Origin of the sequence: Actinomadura barringtoniae, from assembly GCF_017573505.1 — a bacterium.
GTDB lineage: Bacteria > Actinomycetota > Actinomycetes > Streptosporangiales > Streptosporangiaceae > Spirillospora > Spirillospora barringtoniae.
In genome coordinates, this window is sequence record NZ_JAGEOJ010000008.1 from 371178 (window position 1) to 389582 (window position 18405).

Here is an 18405-nt window from a genome sequence, read left to right on the forward strand (position 1 = left end):
GCCGGGCAGCGACCGCCACGGAAGGGGAGACCGCTGCCGCCCAATCCGCGCGAAGCCCGCCACCAAGCACCAACCCCAACCCCGCGCCGACCCGCACCCGACCAGCAACCCCCGACCCCGACCCCGACCCCGACCCCACCTTCCTCACCACCGAACACTTCGGCCTTCAGCCAACACCCACCCCCAGCCGGGCAACAACCGCAACCGAAAGGGCAACCGCTGCCGCAGATCCCGCGCGAAGCGCGCCACCAAGCACGAACCCCAACCCCGCGCCGACCCGCACCCGACCAGCAACCCCCGCCCTGCCCCTTCCTTCCTCGTCGCTGAGCTTTTCGGCCTTCAACCAACACCCACCCGGTAGCCGGACACCCAATCGCAACGGAAGGGGCGACCGCTGCCGCAGATCCCACGCGGAGCGCACTACCAAGCACGAACCCCAACCCCGTGGTGACCCGCAGCCGACCAGCGCACCCCCAGCCCCGCCCCCGCCTTCCGCGTCGCCGAGCTTTTCGGCCTTCAACCAACACCCCACCCGCCAGCCGGGCAGCGACCGCAACAGAAGGGGCAACCGCTGCCACCCAACCCGCGCGAAACGCGAACCTCAGCCACGCGACCTCACCCAAGCGGTCCACGGACTCCTGCTCCGGCCCGCGCATGACGCAGCCAACCTCAGAAGCACCAACGTCCGCTCCCCTCGTGACCAGTCGTGACCAGCGGTCTTCTCGACAGGCCACTGCCCGCCTGAAACGATCTTGGCCCCAAGGGCATGGAATCGGGCGTAAGGGGCGGGCATGGGGAAGGTTGCGATCGTGACGGGCGGCAACCAAGGGCTGGGCCTGGCCTTGGTTCGCGGGCTCTGCCGGGAGCTGGGCGAGAACGGCGTCGTCTACCTTGCGGCGCGCGACCGGGGGCGCGGTGAGCAGGCCGTACGGGAGTTGGAAGGCGAAGGATCGTCGCCTCGACTGGAGTTGCTGAACGTGCGGGACGACGCTTCGGTGCGGCAGTGCGCCGATCGTTTGGCGGAACGGCACGGCGGCGTGGACATCGTCATCTCGAATGCGGCCGCGCGGATCTCGCCGGGCGTTCCGAACGCCGATCAGGTCCGGGACTTCGTCGACACCAACAACCACGGCACACGTCGCATGATCGAGGCGTTCGGTCCGCGGCTCCGCGACGGGGCGCGCTTCGTCGTGGTGGCCAGTTCGTTCGGCACGTTGGCGAGCCTGGATCCGCGGCTGCATCAGCGCTTCAACACCGAACACATGACCCAGGCCGATGTCGCCAAGGTGATGGACGCGTACGTGGACGCGGTGGAGGCGGGCCGGGCGACCGACGAGGGCTGGCCCGACTGGATCAATCCGCCGTCCAAGGTCGGTCAGGTCGCCGCCGTCAGGGTGATGGCCCGTGACATGGCCGAGGAGGCGGCGTGGCGCGACATCATCATCAACGCCGCCTGCCCGGGCCTGGTGGACACCGCGGCCTCCCGTCCCTGGTTCGACGACATGACCGAGGCCCTATCACCCGATCAGGCCGCCGTTGATGTGCTCTGGCTCGCGACGCTGCCGGTCGGCACGCGCCGGCCGTACGGCGAGCTCGTCCAGTACCGCACGGTGCTCCCGTTCATCCAGGAACCGACCGGCTGACGGTGACGGGCGGGCGCGCGAACGGGCGGCCGAGGACTGCGACGCAGAGGAAGCCGGAAGCGATGGCGATCAGAACGGTCCGGATGGCATGGGCGATCTGCCAGCGGTCACGGACCTCGGCCCAGTCCGGCGGAGGGGTCCTGGCGTTCCAGTCGATCTGCTCGAAGTTGATGGGACCGTTCACCACGACCGTGATGAGGAGGGCAAGCACCAGGAGCACAAGCGCGACCACAGCGGGCCGGAACGCTGGGCTGCCCGTCCTGCGGGCGATCACGACCAGCATCACCACGGCGATGAGCGTGGGAACGAAGACGGCACTGATGAACCACGTGAGATAGCCATACTCCGCCTGTCTGACCTGGACGTACGCCGGACCGCCGAGCCGGCGCATCGCCAGTTCCAGGACGAGAACCGTGAGAGCGATCCCAGAGAGCACACCGCCACCGAGCAGGCTCACCCATCGAGTGATCGCGACCAGCCTGGTGTTCGTCATCGCGCACGCTCCCGTGGGACTCGGACGTTCACCACTCCAGCATCTGCCCGGCCCCCTACTGGTATGACGGCCTACTGGTATGACGGCGGGGCGGCGGCATTTGTGACCCACCTGACAAGAAGTGCTCGGACAATCAACTGCTTGCTTTAGAGAACGCAACGCTCGATGCGCCTACCGTGACGTCGATCGCGGTAACCGGTTCGGCCCCGTACCTGGCATCTAACCCAACGCCAAGGCTCACGCCCAGGCCAGGGCTCTGACCCAGGTGCGGACCGGGCCGTGGCCCTGGCTCGGATGTCGACCCTGGCTCAGGTGCCTGCACTGGCTCGGGTGCCTGCACTGGCTCGGGTGCCTGCACTGGCTCGGGTGTCGGCCCTGGCTCGGGTGTCGGCCCTGGCTCGGCTCGGGTGCCTGCACTGGTCGTGGCACTGGCGCTGGCCCTGGCTCACGCGCCGACGGCGGCTCGGGTCCGCGCTCTGGCGCTGGTCTTGGCGCTGGCCTTGGCGCAGGTGCCAGTGCCGGCCCGATCCAAGCGCGGGCGCTGGCCCAGGCGCAGGCGCTCGCGCGTGGTCCGGCGCTGGTCCCGGTCTGCGCGCTGGCCTTGGCGCAGGTGCCAGTGCTCGCGCTGGACCGGGAGCCGGCCCTGGCCCTGGCCCAGGCGCAGGCGCTCGCGCGTGGTCCGGCGCTGGTCCCGGTCTGCGCGCTGGCCTTGGCGCAGGTGCCAGTGCTCGCGCTGGACCGGGAGCCGGCCCTAGCTCAGGCCCTGGCTCAGGCCCTGGCCCTGGTCCTGGCTCAGGCGCTGGCCCAAGCGCCGGCGCTCGCGCGTGGTCCAGCGCTGGTCCTGGTCTGCGTGCGGGGTCGATCCTGTTCGGCGGCGGTATGAACGCCGGTTCGGCCGTGGGGATGGTCCTGGCCGCGCTGTTCGCCGCGCATGGCGCGGGTCTGGCGCGGCCTTGGCGCAGGTGCCAGTGCTCGCACTGGACTGGGAGCTGGCCCTGGCTCAGGCGCGGGCCCTGGCTCAGGCGCGGGCCCGGGCAAGGCGCGGGCGCTGGATCAGGCGCTGGCCCTGGCGCTGGCCCTGGCGCTGGCCCTGGCGCTGGCCCTGGCCTGGGTACGGCGCTGGCCTGGGTACGGCGCTGGCCTGGGTACGGCGCGGGACTGGCGCTGGTGCGGGACTGGGTCCGGGCTTGGGCCGGGTGCTGGTCTTGGCTTAACTTGCCTGGCTCATATCGAGGAGGATCGATGGGTCGTCCATCACGTACAGCCGCCGTCCTTGCCGCAGCCCTGGCTGCGTCTATGAGTGCGGGCCCGGCGCGCACCGCCCTCGCGGAGGACCGGGTCGAGACGCCGGTCGCCTCCACCTCGCCGGTCACCGAGGTCGTTGAGTCGGCCGTACGGGTGCACGTTCCGCTGCCCGCGTCCGTCGGGCCGCATCCGGAGGCCTGCGACTGGCTGAGTTACCTGCGCTTCCGGCACAAGGACGGTCCCGCCGCGTCCGCCCAGGCCGACCGGATCCTCATCGCCCAGCCCGGCGTACTGGAGGGCGCGGGCGCCTTCGACTCGGTCGCCCGCAACACGATCGCCGCAGCCGCCAAGAGCGGCAAGCACATCGAGCTCTGGGCGCTGGACCGCCGATCGAACTGTCTTGAGGACAACTCCGGCGTTCAGGCAGGTCTCGCGGCCGACGATCCCCATGTCGCAGTCGACTACTACTACCGGCACAAGGAGGTCGGCGGGCACACGTTCGCCGGATACCAGAGCAACGACCAGGTGAAGTGGCTGCAGAACGTCGGACTGGCGCAGACCGTTCGCGACCAGTACGACCTGATGAAGACAGAGCTGCCCAGCCAGGCCCTGCGCAAGCAGAAGGTGCTCTGCGGCGGGCACTCCCTGGGCGGCATCCTGACCGGCTACTTCGCCGAGTGGGACTTCGATGGGAACCCCGCCACCACCTCCGACGCCGGATACAACCAGTGCGGCGGCTACTTCGCGCTCGACACCCGCGTCCAGGCGAGTCTCGCCGGTCTCGGCGGACAGGTCCCGACCGACCTGATCCCGCTGATCAAGGCGGGCGCCGATGCCGTACGAACCGGCATGGACTCCGGGATCGTGCCCCGCACGCTCTCGGCCCCGGCAGTCATCAACACCGAGACCATGAACCTCCTGGCGGTCGCGGGCCTGGCCGCCCGCGTGAAGCCGACCGGTCTCTCGGACCTGGCGACCTACATCCCGTCCAGCTTCAACCTGGACACCACCTACAGGCTGCTGTTCTCCAAGGACCTGGACACCTTCTTCCGGGGCACACCCACCGTGAAGGACTTCCACTTCACCAACGCCGCCGCGCTGGGCGCCCTGATGGACGACAACTCCCAGCCCCTGGCGTTCCTCCAGTCCAGCGTCGGTTTCGCCGACGGCGGGCGGCTGGTCGACAAGGACTTCCCCGTACCGAACGACCTGGCACAAGCGGGCATGCCGTTCCTGCGCAACTTGCTGGGCACCGAACGCAAGGCCATGCCCGACGAGCCGAACGGCCCGCTTTACACCTGGCGCAACTACGACGACGTCGCGGGACTCCCCTACAAGTCCAAGGACGGCCAGCCGTTCACCAGCCCCGCCAAAGAGGTGACCGACATCGGCGAGCTGGCCCGCAGCCTGTCCGAACACCCCCTGGACTTCACCGAGGACTACTTCCCCACCAAGATCATCACCGACATCGCTCTAGCGGCCGCCCCCGGCATCGCCGACGGCGCCGTTCACACCGACGGCATCCAGGCCAACCCCACCATCAACCTGGAGGCCGGCGACGGCATCGGCTTCAGCGACCCGCAGCCCGGCGACATCACCGCCCCCGGCTACCAGCACCTGGACGTCCTGACCGCCGCCGCCACCCAGAACAACGGCCAGCCCGAGCCCATCTCCACCAACCTGGCCCGCTTCGCCAACAGCTAACCCCCGCCACACGAGCCCAAACAGGTCCATCCGCGGTCGTCCGTACGACCGCGCAAGCGAATCAGGGCGCCTCAATCCTCCTTTGGACCCGTCGCTGCCTCGCTAGCCTGTGCCGATGATCAGACGATTTGCGCCTTTTATTTGCCTTGTACTTCTTGCTAGTGCCTGCGGTGGCAACTCGGGGTCAGACGCGACCACGCCGACCACCGGCAGTGCCGCGCCTTCCACGAGCGCCAGCCCCGCCGCCCAGCCGACGCAGCAACAGCAGCAACAGCTTGATCCTGCAGAGGTTCAGGGTGCGTGGTGGACCTGGGCATCCTCTGCGCCACATGGCCGCAACCCTGTAGAAGACAGGACCGGCAAGCATTGCGGCGTTGGCCAGAAGGACCAGATCTGGTTCCTTGCTGGCACGTTCGGCGGTGCCGCGAAGCGTCGCTGCACTGTTCCGGCTGGACGCACCTTGGTAGCGCCGCTGGTCAATCTGGTAGGCCAGACTAAGAAGGACTGCTCCGCCTTCCTCAAGGGCGCATCCGGCAAGCTCACGGCGGACGGCAAGGCGGCCCGTACCCTCCGATGGAACGCGGTGCCGATCGAGTTCGACGCGGTCGACGACAACCCGGTGTCGACGGGAGCCGGCAGCCTGGGAGGCTATGGGTGCGGCCTATGGGCGTCGGTCAGGCCCCTCACCCCCGGCAAACACAAGATCAGTATCCGCGGTCGCACAGGCCGGTTCCGGGTCATGGTCGACTACGCGCTCACCGTCAGCGCCGGCTAAATCCGCGGGCCAGAACCGCGGGCTAGATCCGCCGGCCAGAACCGCGGGCCAGATCCGCCGGCCAGATCCGCCGGCCAGAACCGCGGGCCAGATCCGCCGGCCAGAACCGTCGGCCAGATCCGCGGGCTGTTCCGCACCGGCAGCGGGAGGCCCGGCGCGTCGTCGTGGACGGCGGCAGGTTCTGACCGCGGTCAGCCGAGGCGGGCCTCCACGACGGATACGACCGTGCCGGTGGGGACGATCCGAGACAGTGCAAGCCCGGCCGCCGCGAAGAGGCGTTCGAACTCGGCGCGGGTGCGTTCCCTGCCCGGGAACGCCGCCATCAGCAGCACGTCCAGGGCTTTGGCCTGGTGGGGAGCGTTGCCGCTGGGAATGACCGCGTCGATCACCAGGACGCGTCCGCCGGGGGCCAGGGAGCGGCGGGAGGTGCGCAGAATGTCCACGCACCGCTCGTCGTCCCAGTCGTGCAGGATGCGCTTGAGCATATGGACGTCCGCGGTGGGGACCTCGGTGAAGAAGTCGCCGGGCGTCACCTCCCAGCGGCCCTTGACCTCGTCGACGTCCAGGCGGTGGTCGGTCACGACGTGCGGCTCGTCGAGCAGCACTCCGTGCAGGCCGGGGCGGCGGCGCAGGACCTCCAGCAGGAAGCCGCCCCGGCCGCCGCCGATGTCCACCACGGTCCCGGCCTCGGGGAAGTCGTAGGCGGCGGCGATCGGCTCGTTCTCCTGGTCGGAGAAGGCGGCCATGCCGTTGTGGAACGCGGTCGCGGTGCGTTCTTCCTGCGCGAAGTACTGGAAGAACGGCATGCCGAACAGCTCGTCGAAGACCGGCCCGCCCTGCCGCAGGCAGGCTTCCAGTTCGCCGCAGGGCTGCCACAGCGAGCGGTCGGTGAGCATCAGGATGGCGGGACCGGCCGGCAGCGGGGCGTCGGAGCGCAGGGGCTGTCCGAGCTCGGTGAGGCGGAAGCGCCCGTCGTCCAACTCCTCGACAACGCCCCGGGTGGCCAGGACGCGCAGCACCCGCAGGACGTTCCCCTCGTGGACACCGGCCCGCTCGGCCAGTTCGGCCACCGGGAGCGGCCCGCCGGCCAGCCGGTCGGCCACGCCCAGGACGGCCACCGCACGGAGCGCGGCGGGGAAGACGAAACCGAGTGCCTGGTCGATGAGCCAGGACGTCGCCTCCCTGGCACTCGGACCGACGGGTACCGGACCGTTCTCGGCGCGCATCGCAGTCGTCCTTCCGATGGGGCGGACGGCTCCATGTAACACCGGCACCCAGGCGCCTGCCAGGGCCGGTCTCGGACGGCCACCTTGAGGACGAGAGCCTGGCCGGAAGGACGAGCCCGGCCGGAACGACCGGGGAGCCGGACGGAAGGACGGGGAGCCCGGCCGGAGGGACAGGAGCCCGGACGGAAGAACGGGAGCCTGGCCGGAGGAACGGGAGCCCGGCCGGATCGTCTCGGACCTCTTGTGGACACGATCTGTCAGGCGGACCGTATGGACGAGTCATGTGGTCGCGTGAAGTACTGGCGCACATGGGGGCTCGCACCGGTGCGGACGACCGCCGGGCGGCGCCCCGGCCTGGGCGACCCGCCGGTCGTTCGAGATCGTCCAGCGAACACTCCAGGAGAGTTGATGCGCACTCCCGAAGACGACGGTCCGTTCGTGATCGACCCCACCGGCCGTGACGTGCAGGGCGACGCGGCCCGGATCCGCGCGCGGGGGCCCGCGGCGCGCGTCACGCTGCCCGGCGGCGTGGAGGCGTGGGCGGTGAGCAGCCCCGAACTGCTGCGGCTGCTGCTGACCGACGACCGTGTCTCCAAGGACGCCTACCTGCACTGGCCGTCCCTGATCAACGGGGAGGTCGGTCCGGGCTGGCCGCTGTTCGCCTGGGTGGCGGTGCGCAACATGCTCACCGCCTACGGCGATGACCACCGGCGGCTGCGGCGCCTGGTCTCCAGCGCGTTCACCGTGCGCCGCACCGCCGCCATGCGCCCCCGCGTCGAGGCGATCGTCGCCGACCTGCTCGACGAACTCGAACTCGAGCTCGAGCTCGGCGCCGCCGCTTCGCCCGGCGAGCCGGTGGATCTGCGCGACCGTTACGCCTACCCCCTGCCGATCAGAGTGATCTGCGAGCTGTTCGGGGTCGATGACCCGGGCGCCCGCGAGGAGATACGCCGCTGCGTCGACGTGTTCTTCCGTACCACGGCCGGGCCGGAGGAGGCCGCCGCGGCGTTCCCGCGGATGCAGGAGATCCTGCGCGGCCTCGTCCAGGACAAGCGGGCGCGTCCCGCCGACGACCTGTCCTCGGCGCTGATCGCCGCCCGCGACGAGGGCTCGCCCCTCTCGGAGGAGGAACTGGTCGACACCCTCGTACTGTTCCTCAGCGCGGGGCACGAGACGACCGTCAACCTCCTCGACAACGCGATCCACGCCATGCTCACCCGTCCCGACCAGCGCGCCCTGGTCCAGGCGGGACGGGCCACCTGGGACGACGTCATCGAGGAGACGCTGCGCGCCGAGCCGCCGATCGCCAACCTGCCACTGCGCTTCGCCGTCGAGGACATCGAGCTGGAGGACGGCGTCACGCTCGGCAAGGGCGAGGCGATCCTGGCCTGCTACGCGGCGGCCGGACGCGACACCGGCACCCACGGCGACGACGCCGGCCTCTTCGACGTCACCCGCGCCGACAAGGAGCACATGGCGTTCGGCTACGGCGTCCACTACTGCCTCGGCGCGCCGCTCGCCAGGCTGGAGGCGGCCATCGCGCTGCCCGCCCTGTTCACTCGGTTCCCCGACCTGGCGCTCGCCGTGAAGCCGGACGAACTCCAGCCGCTCGACTCGTTCATCTCCAACGGCCACCGCGCCCTGCCCGTCAGCCTGACGCCCGCGCGGTCGTGACCATGACCCGTCCATGCGGAAGGAGCGGCCGATGTCTCCGAGCCCACCACCCGCCCCCGGCACCACGGCGGCCCGCACCGACCCCGACGCCGAACGGCTCCTGTACCAGATCATGCTCGACCCGCTCGGTGACGAGCCGTACGAGGGCTACCGGCACGTGCGCGAACAGGCGCCCGCGCTGCTGACCTCCGACGGGACCCTGGCACTGAGCAGGTTCGACGACTGCGAGCACGCGCTGCGCCACCGCGCCCTGGGCAAGGACGACCAGGTCTTCGACCCCAAGATCTCCGACACCCCGCTGAACCGCTCGGTGACGCTCGTGGAGCTGTTCAGCAGCAGCATGCTCTTCGCCAATCCACCCGACCACACCCGGTTGCGGCGGCTGGTCAGCTCCGCGTTCAACACCCGCCACGTCCAGGACCTGCGCCCCGCGGTGACCGGCCGCACCGGCACGCTGCTGGAGGCGCTGGCCGCCGAACCCGGCGGCGACTTCATCACCACCGTGGCCCTGCCGCTGCCCGTCAACGTCATCTCCGACCTGCTGGGAATCCCCGAGGCCGACCGGATGGCCTTCACCCCGAAGGTGCACGCGCTGGTCGCCGCGCTGGCACCCACGGCGGATCAGGAATGCGTGCTGTCCGGTGAACGGGCCGGACGCGACCTCATCGGCTACTTCTCGGCGCTGCTGACCGACAAGCGCGCCCACCCGGCCGACGACATGCTCAGCCGCCTGGTCGCCTCACGCGAAGACGACGCGCTGGACGACCAGGAGATGATCTCCACGGCGATCCTGCTGTTCATCGCCGGTTTCGAGACCACCACCAACCTGCTCGGCAACGGCCTGAACGCGCTCCTGAACGATCCCGGGCAGTTCCGCAGGCTCCGCGAGCACCCCGAACTGATCCCCCTCGCGATCGAGGAACTGCTCCGCTTCGACCCGCCCGTCCAGTTCACCGTGCGGACCGTGCTGGAACCGGTCACCCTGGCCGGCGCCGACCTAGAACCGGGCCGGATGGTCCTCCCCCTCTTCGCCGCCGCCAACCACGACCCGGAACGCTTCGACCATCCAGAACGACTGGACCTCGGCCGCGACCAGGGCTCGCACCTAGCCTTCGCGTCCGGCCTCCACTTCTGCCTGGGCGCCCACCTCACCCGCCTGGAGGCAGAGGTCTTCCTGCACTTCCTGGTGACCCGCTACGACATCGAACGATCCGGCGAAGCCGCCCGCCGCCCCATCTACATGCTCCGCGGCTTCGAACGCCTCCCCGTAACCCTCACCCCCCGCCCGCAAGAACCCACACAACCCGCCTAGCCCACGGCCCGCCCAGGCCAGTGCCCGCCCAGGCCGCGCCTACCCGGGCCGACGCCTGTCCGGGCCGATGCCTGTCCGGGCCGCGCCTACCCAGGCCGATGCCTACCCGGGCCGACGCCCACCCGCGCCGTTGCCCGCCCAGGCCGATGCCCGCCCGCGCCGCGCCTACCCAGGCCGACGCCTGCCCGGGCCGACGCTGGCCCAGGCCTGTGCCCGCACGGGCCGCGCCTACCCGGGCCGTGCATGCCCGGGCCGGTGCCTGCCCAGGCCGACGCCTGTCCGCGCCGACGCTGGCCCAGGCCTGTGCCCGCACGGGCCGCGCCTACCCGGGCCGTGCATGCCCGGGCCGGTGCCTGCCCAGGCCGACGCCTGTCCGCGCCGACGCTGGCCCAGGCCTGTGCCCGCACGGGCCGCGCCTACCCAGGCCGACGCCTGCCCGGGCCTGTCCCGCCCGGGCCGTGCATGCCCGGGCCGGTGCCCGCCCGGGCCTGTGCCCGCACCGGCCATGCCTGCCCGCGCCGGTGTCTGCCTGGCCCCCGGCGAGTCGGGGCCTGCTTCAGTGTGGTTGGCGGGTGATGCGGGCCAGGAGTGCTCGAAGGATGGCTTCGACGTTCTGGGCGGTGCCGTGCAGGGGGACGGTGCCGTGGCAGAACAAGATGTTGCAGTCCCGTGGCGCGTCGGGGCCGATGCCGAGAGTGCCGAGCAGGATGGCGGGGTCGGCGAACTCGTCGGGGCGAACGTCGAGGTTGAAGGTCTGACGGTAGGGGCCGGGATCGGGGACATGCGGCGTGGTGATGGCGCGGCCGAGCAGGCGCATGAAGTTGTAGTAGAGCTCGCTGCTCGGGCTGGCCGAGATCAGGGTCTGCGGGTCGAGGGAAGCGTCCCCGAGCACCCCGGTCCAGGTGACCTGGATGCCGAGGCTGGGGATCAGGAAGTTGTTCTGCTGCAGGAACCCGACCATGGCGTAGCTGTCGGACGGCATGCCTTGCAGCGGCGGAGCGGCAAAGGTCTTCCTCGATGGGATCGAGGGACCGACGCACGGGGCGTGGTTGGTCCAGAACAGGTAGCCATAGCACGGGTTCGTTTTCGTGGGCTTCGAAACCTGCCGCACGTAGCCGGGGGCGATGAGCTGCGTCGCGTTCCATCGGCCGTTGTTGAGCATGAGCGTGCCCAGCCGGGCGAACGCGTTCGGCGGCAGATAGAGGTTGGCGTGCCCGTAGGTGTGCCCGGACCGGTCCCGGAGCCAGAAGTAGTCACTGGCCGGAATCCCGATGGGGCCGAACAAACGTCGCTGGGCGAAGGTCTGCAGGTCCTGGCCGACCGCGCGCTGCACGATGTAGGCGAGCAGGTCGGGGGTGCGCTGGCTGTACTCGAAGTACGTCCCCGGCCGGTGCACGATCGGCAGCGCGAGGGTCTGGGCGACGATGTCCGGATCGGCCCCGACCAGGCTCGGCACGGCCTCGCTCACGATCGACTGCTTCAGCCCCGAGGTCTCGGTCAGCAGGTCCCGTACGGTGATCGCCCGATGCGCCGCGTCCCCTTGCCCCGCAGGCAGGTAGCGTCCGATCGGGGCGTTGGGGTCGAGCCTCCCGTCCGAGACGGCGATCCCGGCCAGCATCGACACGACGCTCTTCGTCGCGCTCCAGATGTTCCACGGCACCGTGCCGGTCACCGCGTTCCGCGATCCCTCCGCCACCAGGCAGTTGTGCCGGTACACCTGCACGTTCAACCGCAGCCGGCTGTCGGCGAACGCGACCGCCTTGGCGAGCCGGCCCGGATCGAACCCCATCGCTGACGGCTCCGCCCGCCCCGGGCCCTTGCCCGCGGCCGGCATCCCACACGCCTGCACAGGCCGGCTCGCGGCCCCGGCCCCGGCCCCGGCGTTCGCCATCGCGGCGTTCGCCATCGCGGGGATCGCCGTCGCAGCGTTCGCCGTCGCGAGGGTCCCCGGCGCGACGTTCGCCATGGCTGGCGTCGACACCGCCGCCAACACCAGCGCGGTCGGTATCAGCATCGCCCGCACCAGCCGTTGCGCGCCCCGGCGTGCCACCATCACGACCCTCCACTGTGCTCTCCGGCATGTTTAACTCGGAGTTAAACAGAGGTGCGAGAGGATGACAACCGTGAGTTCTGAACCCGCACCGCGCCTGAGCCGGGGAGCACGCCCTAGCGATGACCAGTTGCTCGACGGCGCCCGTGCGGTGTTCGCCCAGGTCGGGGTCACTGCAGCGAGCATGGAGCAGATCGCCGACGCCGCCAGGTGCACGAAGCCGACCCTGTATGCGCATTTCCGGTCGAAGCACGCCATCTACCTCGCGGCCCTACGGCGCGAGCTAAACCGTCTCCAGGCGTGGTTGTTCAACGCCTACGACCAGGCCGCCGGCCGGCCGGCCCACGAGCAGATCCACACGGCGATGGCCGCGATCTTCGACTACGCCGAGGACAACCCCGACGGGTTCCGGCTGATCTTCACCACCGAAGCCGAAGGCCACCTGGCCGCGGTCACCGAGCTCATCACCACGATCACCACGAAGATCGCCGAACTCATCCGCGCCGAGCTCACCGCACTAGGCCACAAGCCCGACGACGACCTGCACGCAGTCGCCGCCCTCACCGTGGGCACCGCCATCGCCGGAGTCCAGCAGGCCTTCCAAGCGCCACCCCAGAAGACCCACGAACTCCTCGAGCTGGCCACCCGCTACACCGAACACGCCCTCACCATGCTCATCCCCCGCCAGCCACAACAGCGCGACGTGCAGCACGACCCCGCCTAGCGAGCCGAACGCAGGCCGTGCCGAACCCGGGCCGTGCCGAACCCGAGTCGTGCCGAACCCGGGTCGTGGTGAACGCGAGGCCGCGGCAAACGCCGGTCATGGCGAACGCAGGCCGTGCCGAACGCAGGTCGTGCCGAACGCAGGTCGCGGTGAACGCAGGTCGAAGCGAACGCAAGTCGTGGCGAACTCGGGCTGTACCAAACGCGGGCTGTGGCGAACGCCGGTCACGGCGAACGCAGGCCGTGCCGAACGCCGACCGTGGCGAACGTAGGCCGTGGCGAACGCGAGCTGTGCCGAACGTAGGTCATGGCAAACGCAGGTCGTGGTGAACGCGGGCCGTGGCGAACGCGGGCCCGTGACGAACCCGGGCCGCCGTGAACGCGGGCCGTCCCAAACGCCGGTCATGGCGAACGCCGGGCGTGGCGAACGCGGGCCGTGGCCAACGCCGGGCGTGGCGAACGCGGGCCGTGGCCAACGCCGGGCGTGGCGAACGCGGGCCGTGGCCAACGCCGGGCGTGGCGAACGCCGGGCGTGGCGAACGCCGGGCGTGGCGAACGCCGGGCGTGGCGAACGCCGGGCGTGGCGAACGCCGGGCGTGGCGAACGCCGACCCGCGCCGAACGCAGGCCGTGCCGAACGCGGACCTGTGGCGAACGCAGGGCGTGGCGAACGTGGGGCTTGGTGGGGCGGGTGTTGGTGGGGTGCCGGTCGGGGTTACTTGACGCCGGCTTCTTTCATGTCGCGGAGTTCGCGCTTGAGTTCCTTGATCTCGTCGCGGAGGCGGGCGGCTAGCTCGAACTGGAGGTCGGTGGCGGCCTGGTGCATCTGGTCGGTCATCTGCTCGATGAGGGACTCCATCTCCTCGCGGGGACGTTCGCCCACCAGGTCGGCGGCGTGGCGGCCGGCGCGGGAGGCGAGGCCGGGGACGGGGGCCTTGCCGCGGCTCTGCTGGCGGCCGGCGCCGCCGATGAGCTTCTCGGTGTCGGCGTCCTCGCGGGCCAGAGAGTCGAGGATGTCGGCGATGCGCTTGCGGAGGGCCTGGGGCTGGATGTTGTTCTCTGTGTTGTAGGCCTGCTGCTTGGCGCGGCGGCGGTTGGTCTCGTCGATCGCGCGTTCCATGGAGGGGGTGACCGTGTCGGCGTACATGTGGACCTGGCCGGAGACGTTTCGGGCGGCGCGGCCGATGGTCTGGATGAGGGACGTCTCGGAGCGCAGGAAGCCCTCCTTGTCGGCGTCCAGGATGGCGACCAGGGACACCTCGGGGAGGTCCAGGCCCTCTCGGAGGAGGTTGATGCCGACCAGGACGTCGTACTCGCCGGCGCGCAGCTCGCGGAGGAGCTCGATGCGGCGGAGGGTGTCGACCTCGGAGTGCAGGTAGCGGACCTGGATGCCGAGTTCGAGGAGGTAGTCGGTGAGGTCCTCGGCCATCTTCTTGGTGAGGGTGGTGACCAGGACGCGCTCGTCCTTCTCGGTGCGCTGGCGGATCTCGTGGATCAGGTCGTCGATCTGGCCCTTGGTGGACTTGACGACGATCTCGGGGTCGATGAGGCCGGTCGGGCGGATGACCTGCTCGACGACGTCGCCCTTGACGCGGTTCATCTCGTAGGTGCCCGGCGTCGCGGAGAGGTAGACGGTCTGGCCGATGCGCTCCAGGAACTCCTCCCACTTCAGCGGGCGGTTGTCCATCGCGGACGGCAGGCGGAAGCCGTGCTCGACCAGCATGCGCTTGCGGGAGGCGTCGCCCTCGTACATCGCGCCGATCTGCGGGACGGTCTGGTGGGACTCGTCGATGACCAGCAGGAAGTCCTCGGGGAAGAAGTCCAGGAGGGTGTTGGGCGCGGTGCCGGGCTCGCGGCCGTCGATGTGGCGCGAGTAGTTCTCGATGCCCGAGCAGGTGCCGACCTGGCGCATCATCTCGATGTCGTACGTGGTGCGCATGCGCAGGCGCTGGGCCTCCAGGAGCTTGTTCTGCCGCTCCATGGTGGCGAGCGTCTCCTCCAGCTCGGCCTCGATGGTGCCGATCGCCCGTTCCATGCGCTCGGGACCCGCGACGTAGTGGGAGGCGGGGAAGACGTACAGCTCGTTGTCCTCGCTGATGACCTCGCCGGTGAGCGGGTGCAGGGTGCTCAGCTTCTCGATCTCGTCGCCGAACATCTCGATGCGGACGGCGAGCTCCTCGTACTGCGGGATGATCTCGATCGTGTCGCCGCGGACGCGGAACGTGCCGCGGGTGAACGCCAGGTCGTTGCGGGTGTACTGCATGCCGACCAGCTGGCGGAGCAGGTCGTCGCGCTCGATCTCCTGGCCGGTGCGCAGGCGGACCATGCGGTCGACGTACTCCTGCGGGGTGCCCAGGCCGTAGATGCAGGAGACCGAGGCGACCACGACGGTGTCGCGGCGGGTGAGCAGGCTGTTGGTCGCCGAGTGGCGCAGCCGGTCCACCTCGTCGTTGATCGAGGAGTCCTTCTCGATGTAGGTGTCGGTCTGCGGGATGTACGCCTCGGGCTGGTAGTAGTCGTAGTACGAGACGAAGTACTCGACCGCGTTGTGCGGCATCATCTCGCGCAGCTCGTTGGCGAACTGGGCGGCCAGCGTCTTGTTGGGCTGCATGACCAGGACCGGGCGCTGCAGCTTCTCGACCAGCCACGCGATCGAGGCGGTCTTGCCCGTGCCGGTCGCGCCCAGCAGGACCGCGTCCTTGTCGCCGCGTTCCATCCGCACGGACAGGTCGGCGATCGCCTGCGGCTGGTCGCCCGACGGCGTCATCTCCGTGACGACCTCGAACGGCGCCACCTTGCGCTGCAGGTCTGTGATCGGCCGCATGCTCAGCTCTCCCTGATCAACCCCGGCGGGACTCTCCTGATCAGCCCCCGGCGGGCCCGCTCGACCCGCCTCCCCCACTCTATGCAGGGGGTAGGACAATCGCCGGGCGCGCTTTATTTCCGCAGGTCGGACACAGAATTCCCGCAGGTCGGACACAGAGAGCGACCACCTGTCCCCGCAGGTCGGACAGGCGGGCGGACACGAAAAGCGACCCCTTGTCCCCGCAGGTCGGGCAGGGAAACCGACCGCTCGTCCCCACGGGCGGGACGCGGAAAGCGACCGCTTGTCCCCGCAGGTCGGACAGGCGGGCGGACACGGAAAGCGACCGCTTATTTGCGCAGGTCGGATGCCGGGAGGGGCAGCGTGGCGCGGAGCGCGAAACCGCCCTCCTCGCAGGGGCCCGCGTCGAACGAGCCGCCGAGCGCCACGACGCGTTCCTCCAGCCCCACCAGGCCGTTTCCGCCGCTGGGCAGGTCGTGGGCGGGGGCGGACTTGGGCGGGCCGTTCTCGACCTCCACCTCGACGATCTCGTGGGTCAGCCGGAGCCGCACGAACGCGTCGGCGTCGCCCGCGTGCTTGTGGACGTTGGTCAGCCCCTCCTGAACGAGGCGGAAGACCGTTCGGCCGACGGCGGCGGGCATCGGCTGCTCCTCCCCCAGCACCCGCAGGTCGACGGCGAGCCCGGCGGCACGGGACTGGCCGGCGAGATCGCGGACGTCGGAGATCGTCGGCGCCTGGCGCGGCAGCGCCTGCTCGCCCTGGCGGAGAACGCCGATGACCTGGCGGAGTTCGTCCAGCGCCGCCCGCCCCATGTCGCCGATCACGGCGGCCGTCTCGGCGGCACGGTCGGGATCGCGGTGGGCGACCGCGCGCAGGGCCCCGGCGTGCACGACCATCACGCTGACCCGGTTGGCGACCACGTCGTGCATCTCGCGCGCGATGCGGGTGCGTTCCTCGGCCCTGGTCCGTTCGGTGAGCAGATGCTGCTCCCGCTCCAGCCGGGCGGCGCGCTCCTGCAGCGAGGCGAGCAACTGCTTGCGTGCGCCCATATAGAGACCAAGAACGACGGGCAGCGCGGAGAACGCCAGGCCGAAGATCACCTGGGCGGCGAGCGGCTGGTCGCGCGAGGTCGGTCCCGGGAAGATCAGGTACGCCACGTACCCCGCCATCGCCAGCCCGATCGCGGTCCACCGCGACGCCGTGTAGGCGCCCAGCGAGTAGAGCATGACCAGGATGCCGAGGCCGCCCGCCCCGAGGATCGTGCCGAGCGTCAGCGAGACCAGCACCAGCGCCACCGGATGGCGCCGCCGCACGATCAGGGCCAGCGACATCAGCGCGCTGCTGATCGACACGACCGTCGGCGGCAGCCAGAAGCTCTGGTCGGCGAGCCGCATCCAGACCCCGTCGAACACGGCCAGGCTGATCGCCAATGTCAGGTCGAGCGCACGGGCCTGTCTCGTCGGCCACAGCGCCGACCACCAGTCCCGAATGCGCATGACCTGAGCTTATAGCCCGTTTATGACCTCATATGTCACCAATGTGACGTGGACCACCTACCGGCCGCCAGCCGACCGCCCGCCGACCGCCTGCCGACTTCGAACGCTCCACGCGCGCCCCCGCAACGGCTGCGTGCACGGGGGTGCGGCGGTCGCGCAGGTGGCCCGGCGACGGTGGTCTGGTTACGATGACGGCGCCACCACAAGGGACGGGGACCCCCAGACAATGACCCGATTCGTCATCTGGTTCGGCAAGAACGCCGACGCCGCGATCGCGCTCCTGGTGGCCGTCGTGGTGACGTTGATGGACATCGGGTTCCAGCTGCCGCACGAAGATCAGATCACCAGCAGCGCGATCTTGCTGGTCATGGGCCTGCTCGCCTCGTCGGTGCTGCGCGACCGCGGCCGCCGGGCGCCGGTGGAGGCCGAGGTCCGCGACACACTGCAGGCCTCGTCGGCGACGCTGGACGGGCTGACGGAGAAGCTGTCGCGGCTGGAGGAGTTCGAGAACGTCGTCTCGGGCACCAAACGGGCGCTCGAGGAGACCGCGGTCGTCCGGGTGATCAGCGGCGGCCAAGTCGGCGAGGTCCTCGCCGAGGCGCGGCGCGGCACCGACCGCTGGTTCTTCAAGGGCGGCACCGGCACCTACATCCGCGCCCGCACGCTCCCCGAGTGCGTGGCGACGGCCCGCCGCGAACGCCGCACGCTGCTGTTCCGCCTGGAGATCATCGACCCGACCAACGTGGAGGTCTGCGAGGCGTACGCCCGCCACCGCCGCTCGGTCACCGACGATCCGGACGGCACCGGCGAGACCTGGACGCTGGAACGCACCCGCAAGGAGGCGTACGCCACGATCCTGGCCGCCTGCTGGCACAAGCAGCGGTTCGGCATGCTCGACATCGACATGGGCGTGTCCGCGACGATGACCACGCTCCGCTACGACCTGTCGAAGTCCTGCGTCGTGGTCACCCGCGACGACCCGCGCGGCGAGGCGCTGGTCATCGACAACGACAAGTTCTACTACGGCTGGTACAGCGCCGAGCTCCAGATCAGCCTGGACCAGGCCCGCCGCGTCCCGATCGAGCAGGCGCGGCTGGCGCCGCTGGACGACGAGCCGACGGTCGAAGAGGTCCGCAAGCTCTTCGAGGTGCTCGGCATCGAGCTCGCCCGCGGCTACACCGACCGCGACATCGTGGACATCATCCGCAAGGCCCTGCGGGCCAAGGACCCCTTCGAGTGAC

At 70.4% G+C, this 18405-nt stretch carries 13 protein-coding genes; 8 read left to right on the forward strand and 5 right to left on the reverse strand.

All coding sequences use genetic code 11. The features are described from left to right. Positions 1 to 791: 791 nt before the first annotated feature. Complete coding sequence (locus J4573_RS21595; protein WP_208257583.1) at positions 792 to 1643, forward strand: SDR family NAD(P)-dependent oxidoreductase; 852 nt, start codon at positions 792 to 794, stop codon at positions 1641 to 1643. Here the strand turns inward: J4573_RS21595 and J4573_RS21600 are convergent. Further along, on the reverse strand, positions 1621 to 2136 hold the full coding sequence (locus J4573_RS21600; protein WP_208257584.1) for an anthrone oxygenase family protein: 516 nt from the start codon (positions 2134 to 2136) through the stop codon (positions 1621 to 1623). The two genes, J4573_RS21595 and J4573_RS21600, sit on opposite strands and share 23 nt — an antisense overlap. A gap of 616 nt (positions 2137 to 2752) precedes the next feature. On the opposite strand from J4573_RS21600, the gene J4573_RS55435 reads away from it, so the two are divergent. The 3 genes from J4573_RS55435 (at position 2753) to J4573_RS21615 (ending at position 5860) form a co-directional block, all read left to right on the forward strand. Continuing rightward, a complete protein-coding gene (locus J4573_RS55435) occupies positions 2753 to 3019 on the forward strand; it encodes a hypothetical protein (RefSeq protein WP_208257585.1) in 267 nt (88 codons plus the stop codon). Between the two features lie 413 nt (positions 3020 to 3432). Continuing rightward, positions 3433 to 5085 carry a hypothetical protein gene (locus J4573_RS21610; RefSeq protein WP_208257586.1) on the forward strand — a complete coding sequence of 551 codons (1653 nt, stop codon included), beginning with the start codon at positions 3433 to 3435 and terminating at the stop codon, positions 5083 to 5085. A gap of 115 nt (positions 5086 to 5200) precedes the next feature. Further along, positions 5201 to 5860 (forward strand): signal protein, encoded by a 660-nt coding sequence (locus J4573_RS21615; protein ID WP_208257587.1) that lies wholly within the window; start codon positions 5201 to 5203, stop codon positions 5858 to 5860. Between the two features lie 191 nt (positions 5861 to 6051). Here the strand turns inward: J4573_RS21615 and J4573_RS21620 are convergent, their stop codons facing one another. After that, positions 6052 to 7086: a methyltransferase gene (locus tag J4573_RS21620; protein ID WP_208257588.1), complete on the reverse strand. Its 1035-nt coding sequence runs from the start codon at positions 7084 to 7086 to the stop codon at positions 6052 to 6054. A 408-nt stretch (positions 7087 to 7494) separates the two neighbouring features. On the opposite strand from J4573_RS21620, the gene J4573_RS21625 reads away from it, so the two are divergent. Continuing rightward, entirely contained in the window at positions 7495 to 8760 is a 1266-nt protein-coding gene (locus J4573_RS21625; RefSeq protein WP_208257589.1) for a cytochrome P450 family protein, read from the forward strand. A gap of 31 nt (positions 8761 to 8791) precedes the next feature. Then, positions 8792 to 10072 carry a cytochrome P450 gene (locus tag J4573_RS21630; protein ID WP_208257590.1) on the forward strand — a complete coding sequence of 427 codons (1281 nt, stop codon included), beginning with the start codon at positions 8792 to 8794 and terminating at the stop codon, positions 10070 to 10072. A gap of 556 nt (positions 10073 to 10628) precedes the next feature. Here the strand turns inward: J4573_RS21630 and J4573_RS21635 are convergent. After that, a complete protein-coding gene (locus J4573_RS21635) occupies positions 10629 to 12125 on the reverse strand; it encodes a serine hydrolase domain-containing protein (RefSeq protein WP_208257591.1) in 1497 nt (498 codons plus the stop codon). A gap of 70 nt (positions 12126 to 12195) precedes the next feature. On the opposite strand from J4573_RS21635, the gene J4573_RS21640 reads away from it, so the two are divergent. After that, positions 12196 to 12846: a TetR/AcrR family transcriptional regulator gene (locus tag J4573_RS21640; protein WP_208257592.1), complete on the forward strand. Its 651-nt coding sequence runs from the start codon at positions 12196 to 12198 to the stop codon at positions 12844 to 12846. A gap of 713 nt (positions 12847 to 13559) precedes the next feature. Here J4573_RS21640 and uvrB read toward each other — a convergent pair. Further along, positions 13560 to 15668, reverse strand: coding sequence for an excinuclease ABC subunit UvrB (gene uvrB, locus J4573_RS21645; RefSeq protein WP_208257593.1), 2109 nt, complete (start codon positions 15666 to 15668; stop codon positions 13560 to 13562). Positions 15669 to 15997: 329 nt separating this feature from the next. Then, positions 15998 to 17164 (reverse strand): sensor histidine kinase, encoded by a 1167-nt coding sequence (locus tag J4573_RS21650; protein ID WP_208257594.1) that lies wholly within the window; start codon positions 17162 to 17164, stop codon positions 15998 to 16000. 226 nt (positions 17165 to 17390) lie between these two features. On the opposite strand from J4573_RS21650, the gene J4573_RS21655 reads away from it, so the two are divergent. Further along, positions 17391 to 18404: a hypothetical protein gene (locus J4573_RS21655; RefSeq protein WP_208257595.1), complete on the forward strand. Its 1014-nt coding sequence runs from the start codon at positions 17391 to 17393 to the stop codon at positions 18402 to 18404. Position 18405 lies beyond the last annotated feature (1 nt).

Bases quoted from the DNA above. Each gene is read 5' to 3' on its own strand.
- J4573_RS21610 (WP_208257586.1), top strand. From the start codon at position 3,433: ATGAGTGCGGGCCCGGCGCGCACCGCCCTCGCGGAGGACCGGGTCGAG.
- J4573_RS21600 (WP_208257584.1), bottom strand. From the start codon at position 2,136: ATGACGAACACCAGGCTGGTCGCGATCACTCGATGGGTGAGCCTGCTC.
- J4573_RS21595 (WP_208257583.1), top strand. From the start codon at position 792: ATGGGGAAGGTTGCGATCGTGACGGGCGGCAACCAAGGGCTGGGCCTG.
- J4573_RS21650 (WP_208257594.1), bottom strand. From the start codon at position 17,164: ATGCGCATTCGGGACTGGTGGTCGGCGCTGTGGCCGACGAGACAGGCC.
- J4573_RS21655 (WP_208257595.1), top strand. From the start codon at position 17,391: ATGACCCGATTCGTCATCTGGTTCGGCAAGAACGCCGACGCCGCGATC.
- J4573_RS21615 (WP_208257587.1), top strand. From the start codon at position 5,201: ATGATCAGACGATTTGCGCCTTTTATTTGCCTTGTACTTCTTGCTAGT.
- uvrB (WP_208257593.1), bottom strand. From the start codon at position 15,668: ATGCGGCCGATCACAGACCTGCAGCGCAAGGTGGCGCCGTTCGAGGTC.
- J4573_RS21630 (WP_208257590.1), top strand. From the start codon at position 8,792: ATGTCTCCGAGCCCACCACCCGCCCCCGGCACCACGGCGGCCCGCACC.
- J4573_RS21620 (WP_208257588.1), bottom strand. From the start codon at position 7,086: ATGCGCGCCGAGAACGGTCCGGTACCCGTCGGTCCGAGTGCCAGGGAG.
- J4573_RS21635 (WP_208257591.1), bottom strand. From the start codon at position 12,125: ATGGTGGCACGCCGGGGCGCGCAACGGCTGGTGCGGGCGATGCTGATA.
- J4573_RS21625 (WP_208257589.1), top strand. From the start codon at position 7,495: ATGCGCACTCCCGAAGACGACGGTCCGTTCGTGATCGACCCCACCGGC.